16 protein-coding genes are annotated in these 13,814 nt (G+C 67.2%); 12 read left to right on the top strand and 4 right to left on the bottom strand.

Features of this window, described 5'->3' with window-relative positions; all coding sequences use genetic code 11:
• Positions 1 to 164 precede the first annotated feature (164 nt).
• From ACK4MH_RS02215 to ACK4MH_RS02200, 4 genes are all read left to right on the top strand, one after another.
• Positions 165 to 740 (top strand): TetR/AcrR family transcriptional regulator, encoded by a 576-nt coding sequence (locus tag ACK4MH_RS02215; RefSeq protein ID WP_409714112.1) that lies wholly within the window; start codon positions 165 to 167, stop codon positions 738 to 740.
• Positions 740 to 2,437 (top strand): MFS transporter, encoded by a 1,698-nt coding sequence (locus ACK4MH_RS02210; RefSeq protein ID WP_409714109.1) that lies wholly within the window; start codon positions 740 to 742, stop codon positions 2,435 to 2,437. Before ACK4MH_RS02215 ends, ACK4MH_RS02210 begins: the two co-directional genes overlap by 1 nt.
• A gap of 13 nt (positions 2,438 to 2,450) precedes the next feature.
• A complete protein-coding gene (locus ACK4MH_RS02205; protein WP_409714106.1) occupies positions 2,451 to 3,533 on the top strand; it encodes an HlyD family secretion protein in 1,083 nt (360 codons plus the stop codon).
• Between the two features lie 61 nt (positions 3,534 to 3,594).
• The gene (locus ACK4MH_RS02200; RefSeq protein ID WP_167762456.1) at positions 3,595 to 3,771 is read left to right on the top strand and encodes a hypothetical protein; all 177 of its coding nucleotides are present in this window, start codon (positions 3,595 to 3,597) and stop codon (positions 3,769 to 3,771) included.
• Between the two features lie 3 nt (positions 3,772 to 3,774).
• On the opposite strand, the gene ACK4MH_RS02195 is transcribed toward ACK4MH_RS02200, so the two are convergent.
• The gene (locus ACK4MH_RS02195; protein WP_346494997.1) at positions 3,775 to 3,978 is read right to left on the bottom strand and encodes a hypothetical protein; all 204 of its coding nucleotides are present in this window, start codon (positions 3,976 to 3,978) and stop codon (positions 3,775 to 3,777) included.
• A 696-nt stretch (positions 3,979 to 4,674) separates the two neighbouring features.
• Between ACK4MH_RS02195 and ACK4MH_RS02190 the strand changes: the two genes are divergently transcribed.
• The 4 genes from ACK4MH_RS02190 (at position 4,675) to ACK4MH_RS02175 (ending at position 7,608) form a co-directional block, all read left to right on the top strand.
• Positions 4,675 to 5,928: a cation:proton antiporter gene (locus tag ACK4MH_RS02190; RefSeq protein WP_409714102.1), complete on the top strand. Its 1,254-nt coding sequence runs from the start codon at positions 4,675 to 4,677 to the stop codon at positions 5,926 to 5,928.
• A 40-nt stretch (positions 5,929 to 5,968) separates the two neighbouring features.
• Positions 5,969 to 6,169 carry a DUF2093 domain-containing protein gene (locus ACK4MH_RS02185; protein WP_409714099.1) on the top strand — a complete coding sequence of 67 codons (201 nt, stop codon included), beginning with the start codon at positions 5,969 to 5,971 and terminating at the stop codon, positions 6,167 to 6,169.
• A complete protein-coding gene (locus tag ACK4MH_RS02180) occupies positions 6,166 to 7,035 on the top strand; it encodes a M23 family metallopeptidase (protein ID WP_409714096.1) in 870 nt (289 codons plus the stop codon). Before ACK4MH_RS02185 ends, ACK4MH_RS02180 begins: the two co-directional genes overlap by 4 nt.
• A 66-nt stretch (positions 7,036 to 7,101) precedes the next feature.
• Positions 7,102 to 7,608 (top strand): response regulator, encoded by a 507-nt coding sequence (locus tag ACK4MH_RS02175; protein WP_409714093.1) that lies wholly within the window; start codon positions 7,102 to 7,104, stop codon positions 7,606 to 7,608.
• On the opposite strand, the gene ACK4MH_RS02170 is transcribed toward ACK4MH_RS02175, so the two are convergent.
• A complete protein-coding gene (locus ACK4MH_RS02170) occupies positions 7,554 to 8,534 on the bottom strand; it encodes a lysophospholipid acyltransferase family protein (protein WP_409714090.1) in 981 nt (326 codons plus the stop codon). The two genes, ACK4MH_RS02175 and ACK4MH_RS02170, sit on opposite strands and share 55 nt — an antisense overlap.
• Entirely contained in the window at positions 8,524 to 9,306 is a 783-nt protein-coding gene (locus tag ACK4MH_RS02165) for an SDR family NAD(P)-dependent oxidoreductase (RefSeq protein ID WP_409714087.1), read from the bottom strand. Before ACK4MH_RS02165 ends, ACK4MH_RS02170 begins: the two co-directional genes overlap by 11 nt.
• A gap of 109 nt (positions 9,307 to 9,415) precedes the next feature.
• Between ACK4MH_RS02165 and ACK4MH_RS02160 the strand changes: the two genes are divergently transcribed.
• Genes ACK4MH_RS02160 through ACK4MH_RS02145 form a run of 4 tightly spaced genes read left to right on the top strand, consistent with a single transcriptional unit; the run spans position 9,416 to position 13,032 of the window.
• Positions 9,416 to 10,690, top strand: a complete 1,275-nt coding sequence (locus tag ACK4MH_RS02160) for an EAL domain-containing protein (RefSeq protein ID WP_409714084.1) — start codon at positions 9,416 to 9,418, stop codon at positions 10,688 to 10,690.
• Positions 10,691 to 10,729: 39 nt separating this feature from the next.
• Positions 10,730 to 11,599, top strand: a complete 870-nt coding sequence (locus tag ACK4MH_RS02155; RefSeq protein WP_409714081.1) for a TIGR01459 family HAD-type hydrolase — start codon at positions 10,730 to 10,732, stop codon at positions 11,597 to 11,599.
• 39 nt (positions 11,600 to 11,638) lie between these two features.
• Entirely contained in the window at positions 11,639 to 12,100 is a 462-nt protein-coding gene (locus ACK4MH_RS02150) for a MaoC family dehydratase (RefSeq protein WP_135193325.1), read from the top strand.
• A complete protein-coding gene (locus ACK4MH_RS02145; protein WP_409714078.1) occupies positions 12,100 to 13,032 on the top strand; it encodes a bifunctional riboflavin kinase/FAD synthetase in 933 nt (310 codons plus the stop codon). The genes ACK4MH_RS02150 and ACK4MH_RS02145 overlap by 1 nt, the downstream gene beginning before the upstream one ends.
• Here the strand turns inward: ACK4MH_RS02145 and ACK4MH_RS02140 are convergent.
• Complete coding sequence (locus ACK4MH_RS02140; RefSeq protein ID WP_409714075.1) at positions 13,027 to 13,554, bottom strand: gamma carbonic anhydrase family protein; 528 nt, start codon at positions 13,552 to 13,554, stop codon at positions 13,027 to 13,029. The genes ACK4MH_RS02145 and ACK4MH_RS02140 overlap by 6 nt on opposite strands.
• Positions 13,555 to 13,814 lie beyond the last annotated feature (260 nt).

Raw genomic sequence — 13,814 nt, 5'->3', positions numbered from 1 at the left:
ATGAGGGTCGGGCGGTGGGCCAGGTCGCATCACCGGACCCTCGCCCTTTCGCGCCAGAACGACGGCTGTCGCCACCGTGCGCTCAAGCCCTCTCTCCAAGGGAGAAGGAAGATTCTTCTATCCCCTTGCAAAACGGACACCATTGTCCATTTAAGCGCGTCACCATGTCGCGCCCTGCCCCCAAATCTGTCCGCAAGGACGCCGTCCACAACCGCGCCGCTGTGCTGGAAGCCGCGCGTGCGGTCTTCGCGGATCAGGGTCTGGACGCGCCGCTGGACCTGATCGCCGAAAAGGCCGGGGTCGGGCGCGGCACCCTCTATCGTCACTTCGCCGACCGCACCGAACTGGCGCTGGCCGTGCTGGAGGCCGATGTCGCGGACCTGGGTCGGCGCACCGCCGAACAGGGCGACGATCCGTCCGTCTTCTTCTGGTTTCTCGATCGGCTGGCCGAGGACATGGTGCGCAATGCGGGCCTGGCCGGGGTCGTGCGGAACGTGCGGTCGCCGGATGCGCTTACCTCCTTGCGGCAGAGCTTGATGGAGGCGGGGGCCGCACCGCTGGCGCGGGCCCAGGCCGCCGGTCTGGTGCGAGAGGATCTGCGGCCGATGGACATCCGTCTGATCGCCACCCTGCTGGGCGCCGGATTCCAGGGCGCCGATGCGGCCGAGCGGCAGGCCGTGTCGTTGCGCACACGGGCGATCATCCTCGACGGACTGAAGCCTCGCGGGGGGCCGCGCTGATGGCCCGCAACAACTGGCACCTGCCTTGGGAACAATATGTCGAGACGCTGAAGCCACACGAGCGGCCGATGATGCCCGGCTCGCCCGCCACGCCCGACCATTCGTGGCCGATGCGGATCCAGTACGCCCTGACCGGCCTGCTGGTCGCCATGGTCGGGTCGCTGGGCAACGCCGCCGTCACCGCCAACATCCAGAACCTGCAAGGCTCGCTGGGGATCACCATCACCGAGGCCGCCTGGCTGCCGGTCGTCTTCGTCATGACCAACGCCTGCATGAACCTGATCCTGGTCAAGTTCAGGATGCAGTACGGCCTGCGCCTGTTCACCCAGATCTTCCTGGGCGCCTTCGTGCTGGTCTGCGCGGCCCACCTGTTCGTCGACAACTATCAGTCGACGCTTCTGGTGCGGGCCATCGCCGGCATGGCGGGCGCGGGCCTGAGCAGCCTGGGCTTCCTCTACATCATCCAGGCCTTCCCGGCGGCGCACCGGCTGAAGGGGCTGATCATCGGCATCGGCCTGGCCAGTTTCGCCGTGCCGATCGCGCGCCTGATCATGCCCAGCCTGCTTCAGCTCGGCGACTGGCGCGCCTTCTACCTCTACGAACTGGGCATGTGCCTGATCGCCTGGGGCGCGGTGCAGGTGGTCAAGCTGCCGCCGTCCGAGCGGCTGCGTGTGTTCGACCGTCTGGACTTTTTGACCTTCGCCCTGTTCGCGCCGGGCGTGGCGCTTCTGTGCGCCGCCCTGGGCCTGGGGCGGGTCGTCTGGTGGACGCAGGCCCCCTGGATCGGATGGGCCCTGATCGGGTCCATCGTCCTGCTGACGGCCGCCTTTCTGGTCGAGCACAACCGGAAAAATCCGCTGATCAACACCCGCTGGCTGACGGGGCCGGACCTGCTGCGCCTGTTCGGGGCCATCCTGCTGATCCGCATGGTGCTGAGCGAACAGACGTCAGGCGCCGTGGGCTTCCTGACCGTCGTGGGGCTGGGACCGGATCAGTTGCACGGGCTGTTCGTCGTGATCCTGCTGTCGATGATCGCGGGCACCCTGGTCAGCGCCTTCACCCTGAATATGGAGAAGCTGAACAAGCCGATCGCCATCGCCCTGGCCCTGATCGCGGTCGGTGCCTGGATGGACAGCCATTCGACCGTTCTGACCCGCCCGGCCCAACTCTATTTCAGCCAGGCCCTGATCGCCTTCGCCTCGGCCATGTTCATCGGCCCGGCCCTGATGATCGGCATCGCCAAGGTGCTGACCCAGGGCAAGCAGAACCTGATCAGCTTCATCGTCATGTTCAGCGTGCTTCAGAATGTGGGCGGTTTAGCCGGCGCGGCCCTGACCGGCACGCTTCAGATCGTCCGCGAGAAATACCATTCCAACCAGCTGGCGGCCGGCATCTCGGCCTTGGACCCGCAGGTCGCGCTGCGCCTGCGCCAGCTGTCGGGCGCCTATGCATCCACCATCACCGACCCGGCCCTGCTGAACGCCGAGGGGGCGGCCCTGCTGAGCCGCCAGGTGACGCAACAGGCCAATGTGCTGGCCTACAACGACGTCTTCCTGGTCATCGCCGTGATCGCGGCCCTGGGCTGCGCCTGGGTGACCGTCACCCATCTTCGCCCGCGCTGGAAGGCGCGCCGCAACGCCAAGAACAACAATAGCGACGCCGCTGCTCAGGCCGCCGCCGTCGCCGCCGCCGATTGAACCGAGACCCGCCATGACCGACGCCGCCCCGCCCGCCCCTGCACCTCAACCGGCCCCCGCCGCGCCCAAGAAGAATGTGTTGTGGGCCGTCATCGCCGCCGGGGTCGCCCTGCTGGGCGTCCTGATGGTGCTCTACGCCTGGCAGCTTCCGCCGTTCAAGGGCGCGATCCAGCGCACAGACAACGCCTATGTGCGCGGCCAGGTGACCATCATCAGCCCACAGGTGAACGGCTATGTGGTCCAGGTGCCGGTCCAGGACTTCCAGTCGGTGCAGCAGGGGCAACTGTTGGCCCAGGTGGACGACCGCATCTATCGCCAGCGGCTGGAGCAGGCCGAGGCCAGCCTGCACTCCGCCCAAGCGGCTTTGTCCAACTCGACCCAAACCCAGGCGTCCGCGCGCGGTTCGGTGGCCCAGCAGCGCGCCACCATCGCCGCCGCCGAGGCGACCCTGACCCGCGCCCAGGCCGACGCCAACCGCGCCCGCACCCTGAAGGCCGGCGGCTGGGTGGCCCAGGCCAACGTCGACATCGCCGAGGCCGCCCTGCGCAGCGCCCAGGCCCAGGTCGCCCAGGCCCACGCCGCCGAAGGCATCGCCGAGACCGGTGTCACCTCCGCCGTTGTCGGCCGCGACAGCCTGGCCGCCGCCGTCGAGAACGCCCAGGCCGCCGTGCGCCTGGCCCAGATCGATCTGGCCAACACCCGTATCGTCGCCCCCCGCCCCGGTCGCCTGGGCGAGATCGGCGTCCGGCAAGGCCAGTATGTCACCGCCGGAACCCAGCTGATGGGCCTGGTCCCCGACGTGGTCTGGGTCACGGCCAACATGAAGGAGACGCAGATGAAGAACATCCGCGTCGGCCAGCCGGTCGAGATCACCGTGGACGCCCTAGGCGGCCAGACCCTGCGCGGCCATGTCGAACGCATCGCCCCAGCCGCAGGCAGCGAGTTCAGCGTCATCCGCCCCGACAACGCCACCGGCAACTTCACCAAAGTCGCCCAGCGCATCCCCGTCCGCATCCGCATCGATCCCGGTCAGGAAGGCATGGACCGGCTGTCGCCAGGAATGTCGGTGGTGGCGAAGGTGAATACGGCGGGCTAGGCGCCCGTTTCGGAACACCTTGGTCGCCCTCGCGCTAACTCTCCCAGCAAGGGAGATCCTCATGGACCGCGAACAGACCGAAGGCCGGGAAAAGAACGGCGCCGATCCGGCCGGCAAACCGGACGCCCTGACCTCCGACAAGGACACGAAAAAGGTCGGTCAGGCCGAGCGTCAGAGCGCGGGACCGGATGGGCCGGACGCGACGGAGATCGGCGACACCTTCAAGAAGAAGCCCTAAGCCTCACGCTCTGCGGGGCGACAGGCTGGCGGCGAGCAGATGCACGTCGTGCGCCCGCATCCGCTCGAAATTGCCAAGCCCCAGCGCCAGGGCGCGCATGATCTCGGTCTGGCGCGTGTGTTCGGGATGGGCGGGCAAGGACGATTCCGCCCGCGCCAGCTCCGCATCCAGTTCGGCCATCATATGGGCCAGTATTCCGTCGTTCATCTGATCCTCCATCGCGCCGCCGACCGCTGATGTAGGTTAAAGCACGACGAGAACAAATGCGGAACTTGATACGTGGTCGAGACTGTGGATAGCGGTCTTTTCTCAGTTCATTGGTGAGGAGGAGCTGTCCCGCCATCACAATGACGCTGGTTCGTTCGCAGCAATTCCAATCGCTTGCGGATTTATGTCCCCCTTCTCCTGCCCACGGGGTCAAACCGCCCCATAATACACCCGTCCCGTCGCATGGAGGGCTCGCTTGGCCTGCGACCTTGCGGCGGCGGGAGCGGATGGAACGGGAGCGGGTCTGAAACGACCCGCGCTGACATCGACTCATGGAGCGGTGTCGGAGGGTTGAGGGGGATACTCGATCGCACTCGGGACGGGGTTTCGCAGACCCCGCCGACCCGTCGCAGGCTTATGGGGTTAGGCGATAAGACCGCCACCGCTCGACGCCCCGAGCTTGCAGGCCAACCACCCGCGCGGAGCGTCAACCCTTCGTCGAAGCGGTACTTACAAACTCACACTCCGGGCGAAGGCCCGGCGCTCCGCCCAGCCCTCCAAAACTTCGCAGCGAAAGCGCGAAGACGAAGCCGTTTTCCGCCTCGCGCGACACTGCGTCATCTTGTCAAACCCGCGCTCGCGCCCCAACTGCAAAGCCTAGCCAAAATCACACCTTCGCTCGCCACAGGAGCCCTGATGCCGCATGCCGACAGCCTGATTCTCACCCTGGTCGGGGGCTTCGTCCTCGCCTTCGTGTTCGGCATGCTGGCGCATCGGCTGAAACTGTCGCCCCTGGTCGGCTATCTGGTCGCCGGGGTCATCGTCGGCCCCTATACGGGCGGCTTCGTCGCCGACACCGAACTGGCGCCCCAGCTGGCCGAGATCGGCGTCATCCTGCTGATGTTCGGGGTCGGCCTGCACTTTTCGCCCAAGGACCTGATGCAGGTTCGAAAGGTCGCCATCCCCGGCGCCCTGGTCCAGATCAGCGTCGCCACCGTGCTGGGCTGGGGTCTGGGCCGGTTCGTCCTGGGCCAGGGCGACGTCGAGGCCCTGCTGATGGGTTTCGCCCTGTCCGTCGCCTCCACCGTGGTGCTGCTGCGGGCATTGGAGGAGCGCAAACAGGTCAAGGGCGAGATCGGCCGCATCGCCGTCGGCTGGCTGATCGTCGAGGATCTGGTCATCGTCATCGCTCTGGTCATGCTGCCGATGTTGGTCATCCCCGCCGGAACCCAGACCGATCTGGGCGGCCTCGGCCTGAACGTCGGCTGGACCCTGCTGAAGGTCATCCTGTTCGTCGTCGGCATGCTGGTCGTCGGCGGCAAGGTCATTCCGTGGCTCTTGATCCGCATCGCCCACACCAAGTCGCGCGAGCTCTTCACCCTGGGCGTTCTGGCCATCGCCCTGGGCATCGCCTGGCTGGCCTATTTCCTGTTCCACTCGTTCGCCCTGGGCGCCTTCCTGGCCGGTCTGGTCATGAACGCCTCGCCCCTGGGTCACAATGCGGCCGAGCGGTCCCTGCCGCTGCGCGACGCCTTCGCCGTGCTGTTCTTCGTCTCGGTCGGCATGCTGTTCGATCCGATGATCGTGGTGCGCCAGCCCTGGGCGGTCCTGGGCGTGCTCGGCATCATCATCGTCGGCAAGTCGGTCGCGGCCCTGATCATCACCAAGACCTTCAAGCTGGACCGCCCGACCGGCTTCACCGTCGCGGCCTCCCTGGCCCAGATCGGCGAGTTCTCCTTCATCCTGGCCGCGCTGGGCGTGTCCCTGGGCGCCATGAGCCGCGAGACCCACGACCTGATCCTGGCCGCAGCCCTGCTGTCGATCTCGCTGAATCCGTTCGTCTTCCTGTTCACCGACCGGATGGGCGGCAAGCCCAAGCCGCCCCCGCCCGGCGCGATCCGACCCGCCGCTGCGGACGGCCCGATCACGGATGCGGTCGCCACGACCTGAACCCCTTTTCGCGCCGTCCGCCGCCCGCTATCGTCCGATCATGGACATGACCGCTGCAGACCAGGCCGTACTTCACTATGGCGACGGCGAGTTCGCGGTGCTGAAGCCCGGCCGCTTCGTGCGCTGCGCCGTGACGGACAAGCCGATCCCGCTGGAGATCCTCCGCTACTGGAGCCCGACGCGACAACAGCCCTATTTCGGACCGGCCGAATTCATCGCGGCACAGCAAGCCTCGACATGATCCCGTCGCGCCGCGCCCTGCTGACCGGCGCGGGCGCCAGCCTGATCGCCGCGCCGCTCGTCGCTCCTGTGGCGGCTCAAGACCGAAACGCCCTTCCTCTGGCCCTGAACGGGGCATGGCGTCAGGGCGGCTACGCCTTCGGTCGCACCACGCCGCGCGCCCTGATCTTCGTCGATGGCGAGGCCCTGACCACCGCCTCGGCCGCCGGCCTCTTCGTGATCGGCTTCCACCGCGACGCCGCCGCCAGCGTCCAGATCGAGGCCCGCGCGGATGGCCGCTCGGCCCGACGCACCCTCGACATCGCCCCCTACGCCTTCCCCTCGACCAGCGTAAACGGCCTGCCGCCCTCGACCGTCGAACCCAGCGACCCCGCCCTGCTGGCCCGCATCCAGCAGGAGATCGCGCTGAAGACCGAGGGCTTCGCCAGCCGCATCGACGCCGACGATTTCAAGGCCGGCTTCATCTGGCCGCTGGAGAGCTACCGCGTCTCCAGCGCCTGGGGCGCACAGCGCATCCTGAACGGCACGCCCGCGCGGCCTCACTACGGCATCGATCTCGCCGCCCCTCAGGGCAGCGTGATCCGCGCCCCTGCCGACGGCCGCATCGCCTTCGTCCGCCCGAACATGCATTTCGAAGGCGGCCTGACGCTGATCGACCACGGTCAGGGCCTGATCACCTGCTATCTGCACCAGTCCCGCCTGGACGTGCAGCAGGGCCAGCGCGTGCGGCGCGGCGATCCGCTGGGCCGCGTCGGCATGACCGGCCGCGCCACCGGCCCGCACCTGTGCTGGCGCATGAAATGGCGCGACCGTAATTTGGATCCGTCGCTGATGGTCGGCGCCTTCGCGCCGCAGACGCTGGCCTGATCAATGGCTACGCTTGCGGGACTAGGTATACCCCCTTAGCGTCCGGTCGCCATTTGTCGGGGACCGATGTTTTCTCTCAGATCGTTGAACGTCCTGCTGGTGGACGATAATCAGAACATGCGCGCCATCGCCGCCGCCGTGCTGCACTCGGCCGATATCCGCAACGTCCATGAGGCGGCCGAGGGCGCGGCCGCCTTCGACCTGCTGCGCCGCCACCCCATCGACCTGGCCATCGTCGACTTCAACATGTTCCCGCTGGACGGCGTCGAGTTCACCCGCCTGGTCCGCACCAGCCCCGACAGCCCCAACACCTTCCTGCCGATCATCATGATGACCGGCCATTCCGAACGCACCCGCGTCTATGAGGCGCGCGACGCCGGGGTGACCGAGTTCATCGTCAAACCCCTCACCGCCAAGGCCGTGCTGGACCGGATCAACGCCGTCATCATGCGTCCCCGCGCCTTCATTAAGACCGAGGACTATGTGGGCCCCTGCCGCCGGCGCCGCGAGACCTCGGACTACGCCGGACCGTTCCGCCGCGCGTCCGACGCCTCGCGCTCCAACGCCGCATAGACCTTGTCCGGCCAGCGCTTGTGGACCCAGAACCAGTCCACGGGACGCTCGCGCACCCGGTCCTCCACGAAACGGTTCGCGGCCTGAATCCCAGCCAGGGTATCAGCCGCCTTGTCCTCGCTCTGGCTGACCACGATCGGTTCGTGCGCCGTCACCCGGAACCGCACGCCCGGCAGGCGCACCACCGACAGCGGCAGCATGACCGTATCGAACTTCAGCGCCAGTCGCGCCGCCCCGGGCGAAGCGTTCACCGGCTGACCGAAGAACTCGACCTCCGGCCCCTGATTGTATTTCTGATCGACCAGCAGGGCGATGGAATCGCCGCGCTTCATCCCCGCCATCAGCTCGCGCGTCCCGTCGCCCTTGGGCGCGAACAGGCGGATGCCGTACCGCTCGCGGCTCTGGCGGATCAGGGCGTCCACATACGGATTGTTGGCGGCGCGATAGGTCACCTGACACGGCACGCCCGACGCCATGATCACCGCCGCCATCACCTCGAAATTGGCCAGATGGCCCGAGATCAGCACCGCCGGCCGGCCGCTGTCGCGCAGGGCGTGCAGCCGCTCCATCCCGACCACCTCGACCCGCCCGCCCTCGGGCGTCAGCCGGTCCATGACCGCCAGTTCGGCGAAGGTTCGCCCCGTCTGATCCCACTGGGCCAGCGCCAGCGCCTGACGCTCGGCCTCGCCCATGTCGGGAAAGGCGATCCGCAGGTTTCGCATCACCGTCTTCTGCGTGCCGGTCAGCGGCCCCAGGGTGCGCAGCAGCCAGCCGCCCAGACCCGACGCCCCCTCGACGCCCAGCAGGCGCAGAAACCCGAACAGCGCCTGGAAGCCCAAGGCCTCAAGGCGCCAGATCAGATCCTGCTTTACGCTTATGGCGCGACCGCCCGTCGGGCTGCTTGAGCGCGTTTCTTCACCAGGCAATCGTCAATCCACCGTCCACCACAAGGGTCTGGCCGGTCACATAGGCCGACGCAGGGCTGCACAGATAGACTGCCGTGCCCGCGATTTCATCGGGCTGGCCGATCCTTTTCAGCGGCGCGGGCTCGGTGACCGTCTTCAGCAGCTCGGGATTTTCCCACAGATATTTGGCGAAGTCGGTCTGCACCAGGCCCGGCGCGATGCAGTTGACCCGCACGTTCGACGGCCCCCACTCCACCGCCAGGTTCCGCACCAGCTGCATGTCCGCCGCCTTGGAGATATTGTAGGCGCCGATCAGCGCATTGCCGCGCAAGCCCCCGATGGACGAGATCACCAGGATCGCCCCGTCCTTGCGCTCCACCATCTGCGGCGCGACCATCTGGATCAGCCAGTGGTTCGAGATGACGTTATTCTGCAGGATCTTCTCGAACTGATCGTCGGCGATGCCCGCCATCGGCCCGGCATAGGGATTGGTCGCGGCGTTGCAGACCAGGATGTCGATCTGACCAAAGGCGGCGTTGGTCTCGTCCACCAGCCGCTGCAGGTCTTCCTTCGATGCGATGTTGGCCGGAACCGCGATGGCCCGCGGTTCATCGGCTTTGGCGCCGTACTTGCCGTTGATCTCGGCCGCGACCTCGTCGCATGGACCGGCCTTGCGTGACGAGATGACGACCTTGGCGCCGTGCTCGGCCAGCCGTTCGGCGATCGCCTTGCCGATTCCGCGCGACGATCCGGTGATGATTGCGACCTTGCCGGTCAGATCGAACAGTTCCATTGCGTTTCCCGTAGGTTTGGCGGGGATATTTGTTTTCCCGCTCTAGCCGAATGACATTGATAGCCTGATACTCAGGCGATTCCATCCGGGAGTGGCCGACCGCCAGCCGATGCGCAACGTAACAACGGGCTTTCTGTATTTCGCCTACCTGTTCCTCGGCATGACCGTGGGCGCCTTCCTGTGGCGCGCGGGATTGGGGATCGGCGCAGGCGTGGCCGGAACGCTCGGCGCGCTGGGTCTGCTGGGCGCCTTTCACGGCATCGTCACCGGCATCGCCGAGCGCCGCGTCCTGAAGAAGGAGATCGGCCAGGTCCGAGAGGCCCACCGACTGCTGGCCGATGCGATGGAGTCGACGCAAGGCGCCCTGACCGAACTGGCCCACGCCATCGAGAGCGGCGTCCTGTCCGACACCGACGCCCTGACAGGCGAGGTTCGCATGCTGGAATCCCTTGTCCAGCAGATGAGCGAGAGCATCGACGAACGCCTGTCGGCCGCGCCCCACATCGGCGTCGAGACCTTCGAGGGCCGTCGCGTGGCCCAGTCCAACGTCCTGCTGCGCACCATCCACGAGGCGCTCAGCGAGGGCCGCGTCGATCTGTATCTCCAGCCGGTCGTCTCCCTCCCTCAGCGCCGGACCATCTTTTACGAAAGCTTCACCCGTCTGCGGGATTCGACCGACCGCGTCATGATGCCGGCGGAATATCTGTCGCTGGCCGAGGGCGAGGGTCTGGTGCCCGCCATCGACAATCTGCTGCTGTTCCGCTGCGCCCAGATCGTCCGCCGCCTGGCGCGCCAGGATCGCAAGGTCGGCGTCTTCTGCAACGTGGCCCTGACCTCGCTGGGCGACGAGACCTTCTTCCCGCAGTTCCTGGATTTCCTCAGCGAGAACCGCGACCTGAACCAGGCCCTGATCTTCGAACTGGGCCAGGCCACCTTCGACGCCCGCGGCGCCATCGAGGCCCGCAACATGGCCAAGCTGGCCGATCTCGGCTTCCGCTTCTCGCTGGACAAGGTCCAGACGTTGGATCTCGACTTCGCCGATCTTCAGCGTTCGGACGTCAAGTTCATCAAGGTCTCGGCCGACCTGATGATCGAACAGTTGCTGGACCTGGACGGCGGCGCGCCCTTGCGCTCCATGCCCGACATCCAGGCCGCCGATTTCGCCGCCCTGACCCGTCGCTACGGCGTCGAGGTCATCGCCGAAAAAGTCGAGAACGAACGCCAGGTCGTCGACATCCTCGAACTGGATGTCGCCATGGGCCAGGGCCACCTGTTCGGCGAACCCCGCGCCATCAAGGATGAGGTTCTCGCCGAAACCGACCCCCCGGCCGAGTTCCTGCGCTCCACCTTGCGCAGCGCCGAACAGCGCAGGCGGTTTAGCTAGACCTTCCGTCTCGGCGCTTAGGGCGCTACTCACGGCACCATGACCCTCCCCCACGCCCTGCCTCACCTCGGCGCCGTCGCCGGCGATTACGACATTCTGCTCTGCGACGTGTGGGGCGTGATCCATAACGGCCGCGAGAGCTGGGCCGCGCCGTGCGAGGCGCTGATGCGGTTCAACCGCGAGGGCGGCCATGTCATCCTGATCTCCAACTCGCCCCGTCCTGCTTCGGACGTAATCGCCCAGCTCGACGGCCTGGGCGTCCCGCGCGAGGCGTGGAAGGCCTTCGTCACCTCCGGCGACGCGACCCGCGCCGAACTGGCCAAGCGCGCGCCCGGTCCGGCCTGGATCGTCGGCCCCGAGCGTGATGCCCCCCTGTACGCCGGCCTGGACCTCAAGCGCGCCGACAGCGCCCAGGATGCCGCCTTCATCTCCGTCACCGGCCCCTTCGACGACACGGTCGATACGCCGGAGGACTATCGCGAGCGGTTCGCCGTCGGCGCGGCGCGCGACATCGAACTGATCTGCGCCAACCCCGACCGCGTCGTGCAGCGGGGCGACCAGTTGATCTACTGCGGCGGATCGCTGGCCGATCTCTACGTTTCCCTGGGCGGTCGCGTCGTCATGGCGGGCAAGCCGTTTGCCCCCATCTACGACCTGGCCCTGCATGAGGCGCAAACCCTGCTGGGTCGGCCGGTCGATCGCTCGCGCGTCCTGTGCATCGGCGACGGCGTCGTCACCGACGTCATGGGCGCCAACGCCCAGGCACTGGACTGCCTGTTCATCGCCCAGGGCATCCACGGCGATCAGGCCAAGGGCGAGGACGGTGCGCTTGACCCCGCCCGCGCCGGCGACCTGCTGAAGGCGGAAACGACCTATGCGCGATACGCCGCGCTCGAACTCGCTTGGTAAGGCTCGCCATTTTGTCGCACCGCAGCTAAAGCCTGCAGCATGGTCGAATTGGTACAGCAGCATCCGTCCGGTGGTTACATCCTGGACGAACTTCACGTCGGCATGGCCGCCGAGAAAATCGTCGTCGCCACGGAGGACCGCATCCGGCTGTTCGCCGAGGCGTCCGACGACTTCAATCCCGTCCACCTGGACGAGGCTTACGCATCCAAGACCGCCTATCGCGGCCGGATCGCGCACGGCCTGCTCAGCGCGTCGTTCGGCTCTGCGGTGGTCGGCACCATGCTGCCGGGCGCGGGGTCGATCTACATTTCCCAGACCCTGGCCTTTCATCAGCCGGTGCGCATCGACGACGTCGTTCGCATCGTGATCACCGTGATCGAGGTCGAGGCCGAGAGCGCGCGGGTCAAGCTCAGCTGCGAAGGCTTCGTTGGCGAGACCATGATCATGGACGGCGTCGCCGTCGTCCGCGTGCCCCGCCGGCGCAAACCGTCCCAGCGCTGATGCAGATCGTCCGCGACTGGCGCGGCCTGTCCGAGGCCCTGAAGGGCGCGGCGGTCGCCGTCGGCGCCTTCGACGGCGTGCATCGGGGCCACCAGGCCGTCATCGCCGGCGCGCGTGACGCCGCCGAACGACTGGGCGCGCCTTTGGGCGTCGTCAGCTTCGATCCCCATCCGCGCCGCTGGTTCCAGCCCGAGGCCGCCCCCTTCCGCCTGATGACCGCCGACCAGATGGCCGAGGCGCTTGCCCCGCTGGGCGTGGACATCCTGTATCTGCTGGCCTTCGACGCCGAGATGGCCGGCATGACCGACGCCACCTTCGCCGAGCGCGTACTGTCCGACGGCCTGGGCGTCCGCCACGCCGCCGTCGGTTTCGACTTCACCTTCGGCAAGGGCCGCTCCGGCTCGCCCGAGGGTCTGCGCGCCTATGGCGAGCGGCTGGGCTTCACCGTCTCGGTGGCCGAACGCCTGGACGACGCCGATGGGTTGAAACTGTCGTCCAGCGCCGTGCGTGAAGCCCTGAAGGCCGGGGACATGGCCCGCGCCGCCGCCATCCTGGGCCGCCCCTTCGCCATCCGGGGTGAGGTGGTCCACGGCGACAAGCGCGGCCGCACCATCGGCGTGCCGACCGCCAACATCGCCTTGGGCGACTACATGCGCCCCGCCTACGGCGTCTATGCGACACGCAGCCGGCTGGCGGACGGACGCATCGTCGACGGCGTCGCCAGCCTGGGCGTGCGCCCCATGTATGCGCTGGAGACCCCGCTGCTGGAGGTCTGGCTGTTCGACTTCGACGGCGACCTCTACGGCCAGACGCTGGACACCGAACTGGTCGCCTGGTTGCGCGGCGAAGAAGCCTTCGACGGGCTGGATGCGCTGAAGGCCCAGATCGACGCCGACGCAGCGGCGGCGCGGGCGGTTCTCAGCGGATCATAGGGGCCGAAGCTCCACCGCAAACCGCTTCCAGTTCTGCACATAGTGTTCGGCCGACATCTGCAGCACGGCGATGTGCGCAGGATCACGCTCACGCACCACCTTGCCCGGCTGGCCCACGACCAGGCTGTTGTCGGGAATGACCTTGCCCTCGGTGATCAGGGCATTCGCCCCGATGATGCAGTTGCGCCCGATCTTCACCCCGTTCAGCACCACCGCCCCGATGCCGATCAGGCTGTAGTCCCCGACCTCGCAGCCGTGCAGCATGGCCTTGTGCCCCACCGTCACCCCGCGCCCCAAGGTCAGGGGCGATCCCATGTCGGTGTGCAGCACGCTGCCGTCCTGGATGTTGCTGTCAGGACCCACTGTGATCGGATCGTTGTCGCCGCGCAGCACGGCGCCGAACCAGACGCTGGCGTTGGGATGCAGAATCACATTCCCTATCACCGACGCACTCGGCGCCACCCAGTATTCGCCCAGCGGCGGAAGCTGCGGTTTGCTGTCGCCCAATGCGTAAATGGTCATCAGTGCACCGCCTAATCTTTGAAAAATGAGGGCTTTAACGGATCGCTAACCACGATAGCATCAAACTGTTGATGCGATTCGTGGGTCTTCATTTCGGCCCCGGATCCGAAACCGGATCAAGCCCGATCCGGTCATTGTCGGGGCTTTCGCGTGGCGCGTTGGGATCCTGGTTCGGTTGTTCGGCGGCGGGCCTGTCCCGTTGCAGACAGCCCTGCTGTCGATCCGGGCGGTCGCTGCGATGCGGGCCGCGACCCTTTCCT

This window comes from Brevundimonas sp. (genome assembly GCF_046295075.1).
GTDB lineage: Bacteria > Pseudomonadota > Alphaproteobacteria > Caulobacterales > Caulobacteraceae > Brevundimonas.
Note: the sequence above shows the minus strand (reverse complement) of the source record. Positions and strands in the feature narration are given on the sequence as shown.

What these genes read in the sequence shown, in the direction of transcription:
- ACK4MH_RS02215 (WP_409714112.1), top strand. Translation starts at nt 165, where the DNA reads ATGTCGCGCCCTGCCCCCAAATCTGTCCGCAAGGACGCCGTCCACAAC.
- ACK4MH_RS02210 (WP_409714109.1), top strand. Translation starts at nt 740, where the DNA reads ATGGCCCGCAACAACTGGCACCTGCCTTGGGAACAATATGTCGAGACG.
- ACK4MH_RS02205 (WP_409714106.1), top strand. Translation starts at nt 2,451, where the DNA reads ATGACCGACGCCGCCCCGCCCGCCCCTGCACCTCAACCGGCCCCCGCC.
- ACK4MH_RS02200 (WP_167762456.1), top strand. Translation starts at nt 3,595, where the DNA reads ATGGACCGCGAACAGACCGAAGGCCGGGAAAAGAACGGCGCCGATCCG.
- ACK4MH_RS02195 (WP_346494997.1), bottom strand. Translation starts at nt 3,978, where the DNA reads ATGAACGACGGAATACTGGCCCATATGATGGCCGAACTGGATGCGGAG.
- ACK4MH_RS02190 (WP_409714102.1), top strand. Translation starts at nt 4,675, where the DNA reads ATGCCGCATGCCGACAGCCTGATTCTCACCCTGGTCGGGGGCTTCGTC.
- ACK4MH_RS02185 (WP_409714099.1), top strand. Translation starts at nt 5,969, where the DNA reads ATGGACATGACCGCTGCAGACCAGGCCGTACTTCACTATGGCGACGGC.
- ACK4MH_RS02180 (WP_409714096.1), top strand. Translation starts at nt 6,166, where the DNA reads ATGATCCCGTCGCGCCGCGCCCTGCTGACCGGCGCGGGCGCCAGCCTG.
- ACK4MH_RS02175 (WP_409714093.1), top strand. Translation starts at nt 7,102, where the DNA reads ATGTTTTCTCTCAGATCGTTGAACGTCCTGCTGGTGGACGATAATCAG.
- ACK4MH_RS02165 (WP_409714087.1), bottom strand. Translation starts at nt 9,306, where the DNA reads ATGGAACTGTTCGATCTGACCGGCAAGGTCGCAATCATCACCGGATCG.
- ACK4MH_RS02160 (WP_409714084.1), top strand. Translation starts at nt 9,416, where the DNA reads ATGCGCAACGTAACAACGGGCTTTCTGTATTTCGCCTACCTGTTCCTC.
- ACK4MH_RS02155 (WP_409714081.1), top strand. Translation starts at nt 10,730, where the DNA reads ATGACCCTCCCCCACGCCCTGCCTCACCTCGGCGCCGTCGCCGGCGAT.
- ACK4MH_RS02150 (WP_135193325.1), top strand. Translation starts at nt 11,639, where the DNA reads ATGGTCGAATTGGTACAGCAGCATCCGTCCGGTGGTTACATCCTGGAC.
- ACK4MH_RS02145 (WP_409714078.1), top strand. Translation starts at nt 12,100, where the DNA reads ATGCAGATCGTCCGCGACTGGCGCGGCCTGTCCGAGGCCCTGAAGGGC.
- ACK4MH_RS02140 (WP_409714075.1), bottom strand. Translation starts at nt 13,554, where the DNA reads ATGACCATTTACGCATTGGGCGACAGCAAACCGCAGCTTCCGCCGCTG.